This window comes from Actinocrinis puniceicyclus (assembly GCF_018283645.1).
Taxonomy (GTDB): domain Bacteria; phylum Actinomycetota; class Actinomycetes; order Streptomycetales; family Catenulisporaceae; genus Actinocrinis; species Actinocrinis puniceicyclus.
In genome coordinates, this window is record NZ_JAGSXH010000010.1 from 83,394 (window position 1) to 90,777 (window position 7,384).

The 7,384-nt window shown below is 68.2% G+C and carries 7 protein-coding genes; all 7 read left to right on the plus strand.

Features of this window, described 5'->3' with window-relative positions:
* Nucleotides 1–69 precede the first annotated feature (69 nt).
* Nucleotides 70–999, plus strand: a complete 930-nt coding sequence (locus KGA66_RS05060) for a carbohydrate ABC transporter permease (protein WP_211465025.1) — start codon at nucleotides 70–72, stop codon at nucleotides 997–999.
* Complete coding sequence (locus KGA66_RS05065; protein WP_211465027.1) at nucleotides 999–1,892, plus strand: carbohydrate ABC transporter permease; 894 nt, start codon at nucleotides 999–1,001, stop codon at nucleotides 1,890–1,892. Before KGA66_RS05060 ends, KGA66_RS05065 begins: the two co-directional genes overlap by 1 nt.
* A 2-nt stretch (nucleotides 1,893–1,894) precedes the next feature.
* Nucleotides 1,895–2,557, plus strand: a complete 663-nt coding sequence (locus KGA66_RS05070) for a hypothetical protein (RefSeq protein ID WP_211465029.1) — start codon at nucleotides 1,895–1,897, stop codon at nucleotides 2,555–2,557.
* Between the two features lie 93 nt (nucleotides 2,558–2,650).
* Nucleotides 2,651–3,835: a glycoside hydrolase family 88 protein gene (locus KGA66_RS05075; protein WP_211465031.1), complete on the plus strand. Its 1,185-nt coding sequence runs from the start codon at nucleotides 2,651–2,653 to the stop codon at nucleotides 3,833–3,835.
* A 57-nt stretch (nucleotides 3,836–3,892) separates the two neighbouring features.
* Complete coding sequence (iolB, locus tag KGA66_RS05080) at nucleotides 3,893–4,717, plus strand: 5-deoxy-glucuronate isomerase (protein ID WP_211465033.1); 825 nt, start codon at nucleotides 3,893–3,895, stop codon at nucleotides 4,715–4,717.
* 226 nt (nucleotides 4,718–4,943) lie between these two features.
* On the plus strand, nucleotides 4,944–6,431 hold the full coding sequence (locus KGA66_RS05085) for a ricin-type beta-trefoil lectin domain protein (protein WP_211465035.1): 1,488 nt from the start codon (nucleotides 4,944–4,946) through the stop codon (nucleotides 6,429–6,431).
* A gap of 508 nt (nucleotides 6,432–6,939) precedes the next feature.
* On the plus strand, nucleotides 6,940–7,384 hold a 445-nt coding region (locus KGA66_RS05090; protein ID WP_369015814.1), incomplete at its 3' end, for an RICIN domain-containing protein.

Genomic DNA, 7,384 nt, shown 5'->3' on the forward strand with positions numbered 1-7,384 from the left:
CGGGCGCGGGTGCGGTGCGCACCGCGCCCCCGACCCGGTCACGTGACGCCGATCGAACCGAGAGAGCCCATGGCAACGACGATCGAAGCCCCCGCCCGGCCGACGCGGCCCGCGCGGCGCCGGCGCAGCCGGCGGGTGTGGCGCAACACCGCGGTGGGATGGTCCTTCCTGCTGCCCAACTTCATCGGCTTCGCGGTCCTCACGCTGGCGCCGGTGCTGGTGCTGTTCTACCTGGCCTTCACCGACTGGAACGTGTTCGGCGTGGCCAGGTGGACCGGCATGGCCAACTTCCGGCGGCTGATCCACGACCAGAGCTTCTGGACGGCGCTGGAGAACACCCTCTACTACACGGCGCTGCACATCCCGCTCACCTTGGGTGCGGCGCTCGGCCTGGCGCTGCTGCTCAACCGGAGACTGCGCGGCGTCGCCTTCTTCCGCACCGTCGCGTTCTTCCCCTACATCACCTCGATCGTCGCCGCCGCCCAGGTCTGGAACATGCTCTTCAGCCCGCAGTACGGGCCGATCGACGCGGTGCTGCGGCCGCTCGGGATCGCCCACCCGCCCGGCTGGACGGTATCCACCACGTGGTCGATGCCCGCCGTCATCCTCGTCGGCACCTGGCGGGAGATGGGCTACTACATGCTGATCTTCCTCGCCGGACTGCAAACCATCCCCGCGCAGTTGTACGAGGCGGCCCGGGTGGACGGCGCCAACGCCTGGCAGCGGTTCCGGGCGGTGACGGTCCCCTCGCTGCGGCCGACGACCTTCTTCGTGACGGTGATGCTCACCATCGGCAGCTTCAAGGTCTTCGACCTGATCCTGCTGTTGACGAACGGCGGCCCCGGACAGTCGACCCTGGTGCTCTCGCAGTACATCTACCAGACCGGCTTCCAGGAGAACCACTTCGGATACGCCTCGGCAATCTCCGTGGTGTTGTTCGTGCTCTGTTTCGTGGCCACGATCGTCCAGTTCCACGTGAACAAGCGCAGGAGCGTGTGATGGACACGATGCTGAAGCCCGCGCCGACGGACGCCCTGCCGGCGCCCGTCCCGCGCCGACGCAATGGAAAGCGCGCCAGTCCTGCCGTAAGGGTGCTCATCTACGTGCTGCTCGTCGCCGCGGCGGCGGGCGTGCTGCTGCCGTTCTACTGGATGGTCGTCTCGTCGCTGAAGACGGACAACGACGTGGTCACCGTGCCGGTCAAGTGGCTGCCGCACAGCGTGGTCTGGCACAACTACCTCGACATCTGGCGCAAGTCGCAGATGACCACGTGGCTCGAGAACACGCTGATCCTCTCCTTCGCGGTGACCGCGCTGCAGCTGTTCACCGGCAGCTTCGCAGCGTACGGATTCGCCAAAGTGCGCTTCCCCGGCCGCGATCTGCTCTTCATCGTCTACGTCGGCACTATCGCAGTACCCTGGCAGTCCTACATGATCCCGCAGTTCATCCTCATGTCGCACCTGCGGCTGTCGAACACGCTGTGGTCGATCATCGCGCTGCAGGCCTTCGGCGCGCTCGGCGTGTTCCTGATGAAGCAGTACTACGAGTCGATCCCGGAGGAACTGAGCGAGGCGGCCCGCATCGACGGGATGAGCGAATACGGCATCTACCGGCGCATCATGCTGCCGCTGTCGGCCCCGGCACTGGCCAGCCTCGCGCTGCTCACCTTCGTCAACACCTGGAACGACTATCTCGGACCGCTGATCTATCTGCGCAGCCCGAACCTGCGGACCATCCAGCTGGGGCTGAGCACCTTCATCTCCCAGTACAACACCGAGTACGCGCTGATCATGACGGGCTCGGTGCTCTCCGTGCTGCCGATCGCGGTGATCTTCCTGCTCGGCCAGCGCTACTTCGTCGAGGGCATCGCGACCACCGGCCTGAAGGGATGACCATGCGGATCAAGTACGAGACGCTCGGCACGGCCTTCGACATGCTCTACGTCGCGCTCATGACCAACCTGCTGCTCGTCGTCAGCTGCCTGCCGCTCGCGGCAGGACTGGTCGTGACCGACCCGGCACGCTCGTGGCCGCTCCTGGCGCTGGTTGCGCCGCTGTGCGCGCCGGGAGTGTGCGCGGCGTTCGCGGTGCTCTCCGCCTTCAGCGGCGGGGGCGACAACGCGGTCGTGCGCACCTTCGTCGCGGCCTGGCGCGCGTCGCTGCGCCGGGCCACCGCATTGGGAGCCCTCGCCACCGCGGCGCTGGTGGTCCTCGGCGTGGATGCGCACGCCGCCTGGGGACACCCGGTCGGCGCCGCCGTGATCCCGGTGCTGGTCACGGCCATGGCCCTGATCGCCTCGACCTCGTTGCTGACCCTCGTCGTGATCGCCGAACGCCCGGCGGTCCGGCTGCGCGACGCCCTACGGGCCTGCCTTTACCTGGCGCTGCGGCGCTGGTACCTGACGGTGTTTTCGCTAGCCGTTCTCGCACTGCTCGAAGCGCTCGTCGCGAGCCGGCCGGCGATCGCGTTCGGCCTGGCGGCGGCCCCGCTGCTGTACGTCGTCTGGGCCAACAGCCACTTCACCCTGCGGGAGGCGCTTGGACCGAACCCCGGCTGAGCCACACCGCCCGACCCGCCTGCGCCGCACCCGGCGCGCAGGTGCGTGCCCGCGCGCTTCGCGGGCCCGCGGACGAACCAGGAGAGGACAGCAATGACGGCGATCGACGTCCGTCCGAGCCCCGACGCCGAAGCGACCGGGCCTGCGGTGGCCGCCGCGCTGCGCACGATCGACGCGAACATCGCCGAGTTCGGCGAGCGCTATCCCGGCGACACGACCGTACACGGCACATACCCGTTGCGGCCCGCGGCTCACGGCCTGCCCGAAGGCGCCAACACCGGCTGGACCACCAGCTTCTGGCCGGGCATGCTCTGGCTGGCCTTCGACCTGACCGAGGACGAGACGTACCTGGCCGCCGCGAGCGCCCACGTACGCAGCTTCGTCGAACGCGTCGAGCGCCGCATCGACCTGGCCACCCACGACCTCGGGTTCCTCTACACGCTCGGCTGTGTGACCGCGTGGCGGCGCACCGAGGACGAATCCGCGCGCCGCGCCGCCCTCTGCGCCGCAGACCACCTGCTCACCCGCGTGCTCGAACCGGCCGGAATCATCCAGGCCTGGGGTGACCTGAGCGATCCGCGCCAGCGGGGCCGCACCATCATCGACAGCCTCATGAACACTCCATTGCTGTTCTGGGCGAGCCGGACCAGCGGGGATCCCCGCTACGGCGACGCCGCGCTGCGGCATGCCACGCAACTGCGCGACAACATCCTGCGACCGGACGACACCACGTTCCACACCTTCTACTGGGACCTGCAGACCGGCGAGCCGCTGCGGGGAGAGACCGAACAAGGCAACTCCGACGACTCCTGTTGGGCGCGCGGGCAGGCCTGGGGCGTGTACGGCTTCACGCTCAACTACCGCTATACCGGTGACGTCTCGTTCCTGACGGCGGCGCAGCGTTGTGCCGATTACTTCCTGGCCCACCTGCCCACGGACCACGTCGCGTACTGGGACCTGGAATTCACCGACGGCAGCGGACAGGAGCGCGACAGCTCCGCCGCGGCGATCGCCGCCACCGGCCTGATCGAACTCGCCGGCCACCTGCCCGCCGGCCCGCGCCGCGACGGCTACCGCGCCGCCGCCGCCGACATCCTGGCCTCCCTCATCAGCGGATACTCCACGGCCGCCGACCCGCGTTCCAACGCGCTGCTGCTGCACGGCGTGTACGACAAACCCAAAGGCGTCGGGGTCGATGAAGGCACCTTGTGGGGCGACTACTTCTACCTCGAAGCCCTCACCCGAGCCACCCGTGCCGCCTGGTCAGACCCCTGGTAGACCGCCGCTTTTTCGCCCTGCACCGGACAGCACCGTGACGCACGAGAGACAGGACTGATGGACTACCGCTACCACTGCGACATCCCGGCGCAGGACGGCCTGAACGCGCTGCCGTTCAACCCCTGCCGCCTCCTCGATCTCAAGTTTCTGAGACTCGACGCGGGCCGTGCCTGGTCCGGTGAGTCCGGGGACCGCGAAATCCTCGCCGTCGTGCTCGGTGGCACGGCCACCTTCACGGTCGGCGGCCACACGTTCCCGGACGTGGGCGCACGCGCCGACGTCTTCTCCGGCAAGCCGCACTCGGTGTACATCCCGGCCGGATCCGCAGTCACCGTACAGGCCGCCGGGCCGGTGGAGATCGCGTTGCCCAGCGCGCCGAGCGACCTGGTCGCCGAGCCGTACGTCATCGAACCCGCGCGCGTCGCCGAGGGCCGATGGGGCGCCGCGAACTTCGGCCGCACCTACCACCAGATCCTCACCGAGATCTCCCAGCCGGACCTGCCGACGCGACGGCTGATCGTCGGCGAGACCTACACGCCGTCAGGGAACTGGAGCACCTACCCGCCGCACCGCCACGCGTTCGACGACCTGCCGGCCGAAGCGCGGCACGAAGAGATGTACTACTTCCGCACGAAGCCCGCCGGCGGCTTCGGCATCAGCCGCGTGTACACGGACGACGGATACGAGGAGAACTACACGGCCCGCGACCACGCCGTCCAGATGATGCCCTCCGGATATCACACGGTGGTCAGCGCGCCCGGATACACCACCTACTACCTGTGGTTCCTCGCGGGCACGCAGCGCACGCAGGGAGCGACCGAAGACGCCGACCTCGCCTGGGTCGGGCGCACCATCCCGACGCTGCGCGCCCTCGGGCTGTGATGGACGGCGGTAAGCAACCGCCTGCCGCCCTACGGAGGAAGACCACGATGAACGCACCCGACACGGCCCGGGCACCGCCCGGGAGCATCACGGCGTATCAACACAACGCTATGTGGCGCGGCGGCCGTCGCGCACGGGATCGCGCCTGCCGAGCAGTGCAACCGGCCGGCAGCGGACCCGCAGGAGTACAAGGACGTACCCACAAAAAAGGATCTACACGATGAACATGACGAGATCATCCGGTCACGTCGCAGGCCGCAGGGACCTGCTCACGGCATTCAGGCTACTGATGGTGTGCGCACTCGCCGCCGCAGCGTTCGTGACCGTCAACCAGAGCCGGGCGCACGCCGCCACGAGCCAGTTGCGGGGCGTGAACTGGGCCGACCAGCGCGACAACTTCGTCAACGGCGTGCTCTACCCGTCCGGCCTCAGCTCCACGGACACCTACTCCTCGGCCGCGACCGTGGCGAACCAGGTGATCGGCCAGATGTACTCGATCACCGGTGCCAACACGGTGCGGATCCCGGTCAACGAGCCGACCGTCTCCACGTTCTGGGGAACCTACACAGGCGCGCTCGACACGGCGCTCGGCAAGGGCAACGTGATCCTGGCCTATTGGGCGTACACCGGCGGCAAGCCGCCGAACACCACGACCTTCTACCAGATGTGGGACACGATCGTCGGTAAGTACGGCAGCAACCCTAACGCCTACTTCGAGGTCATCAACGAGCCGTACGGGCTGAACGGCACCGACCTGGACAACCTCTACAACACCTGGCTGACCCGCTACCCGAGCGTGCCGCGCAGCAGGGTGATCCTCGACGGCACCGGTGACGCCCAGAACGCGGCCGCGGTCGGCAACGACAGCCGCCTGAACAACACGCTGATCGGCATCCACGACTACTCGTTCTTCGTCAGCCCGCCCTACACCACCGAATCCCAGTGGGCGAACCACCTGGCCGGCGAGATAGGTTCCTTCGCCAGTCGTACCGTGGTCACCGAGTGGGGCGCCCCGATGAGCCCCGGAACCAAGAACGGGGTGTACTACAACACCATCGACTACAGCGTCCCGGGCACGAACTTCTTCGACGACTACGTGCGGGGCGAAAGCAGCGAGATGCGCACCCTCGGCGTCGGCAGCGTCTACTGGCCCGGCCTGCGCGACGGCGACTGGTACAGCATGACCACCAAGACCGGGAGCGGCTCGTCCATCTCGCTCTCGCTGGTCAACGCCTCGGGACTGGCGCGCCTGCAATACGCCTGGGGCATCGGTGACGGCGGCGGCGGCAGCGGCGGCGGCGCGACCTACGTCCAGCTGCGCAACGCCGCGACCGGCCTGTGCGCCGACGGCACCGGAAGCACCACCAACGGCGCCACGGTCAAGCAGTCCACGTGCAGCAGCGGCAACAACAACCAGCAGTGGACCGTCGTGACCGACGGAAGCTACTCCCGCATCCAAAACCGCGCCACCGGCCTGTACATCGACGGCATGGGCCGCACCACCAACGGCTCCGCCACCGGCCAATGGTCTGACAGCAACAGCAACAACCAGCAGTGGACGATGGTGGCGGCCGGCAGCAACGTGCGCATCCAGAACCGCGCCACCGGCCTGTACATCGACGGCATGGGCCGGACCGCCTCCGGCTCCGACCTCGGCCAGTACAGCTCCTCCGGCAGCACGAACCAGCAATGGAGCATGACCACCGCGAGCTGAACCGCCTCGGCGAAGCGCCGCGCGCCGGTGCCGACAACGTCTGTCGACGTGGCACAGGCGCGCGGCGATCGCCAGCGTTGTGTTCTGCGGTGGCACGAACTGCGCGCCGAACGCAACGGTCGACTACCGCGACACGAACATCAAACCGCTCAGCATGGCGCCGGTGCGGCGTGCGCTGCCCCGCGCAGTATCGGAAACTTTCAATGCCCAGCCGTGCTTCGCAGACATCGAATGGTGGCTTGGGGTGGCAAGATGGCGCGGCCCGGCGTCCGGATGCCCGGGTGCGGGGGCGCATGGATTGACAAGTCTCCTGTCAATGCCAAGCTGACGCAACGTATGTTAGCGGTCACAACCGTCGCGCCGTAACGCCGCTGCCGGATGTGTCACCGCGGGAGCAATCGGAAACAGACCCGAAGCTGACTGGGAGAAGGTCGTGATCAACACAGGACGCATCAGCCGCAGACGCCGATCCCTGATCGCCGCGCTGGCCGCAGCGGCGACGACCGTGATGGTATTGGCGGTCACGCTCGGGGCCAGCCCGGCCATGGCTGACGTCACCGGCGCACTGCGCGGTGTCGGCTCGGGCCGGTGCCTCGATGTACCGAACGCCAGCCAGACCGACGGTACTTACCTGCAGATCTACGACTGCTCGGGAGCCGCGAACCAGCAGTGGACCCTCACGAGCGGCGGCGCGTTGACGGTGTACGGCAGCAAGTGCCTGGACGTGCCCGGCCGCGCGACCACCGCCGGCACCCGGGTGGAGATCTGGACGTGCAACGGCGGGACCAACCAGCAGTGGCGGGTGAACTCCGACGGCACGGTGGTCGGGGTGCAGTCGGGGCTGTGCTTGGACGTCACCGGCGCCGGCACGGCCAACGGCACCGCGGTCGAGATCTGGACGTGCAACGGCGGCAGCAACCAGAAGTGGACGGGCCTGTCGGCCACCCCGACCC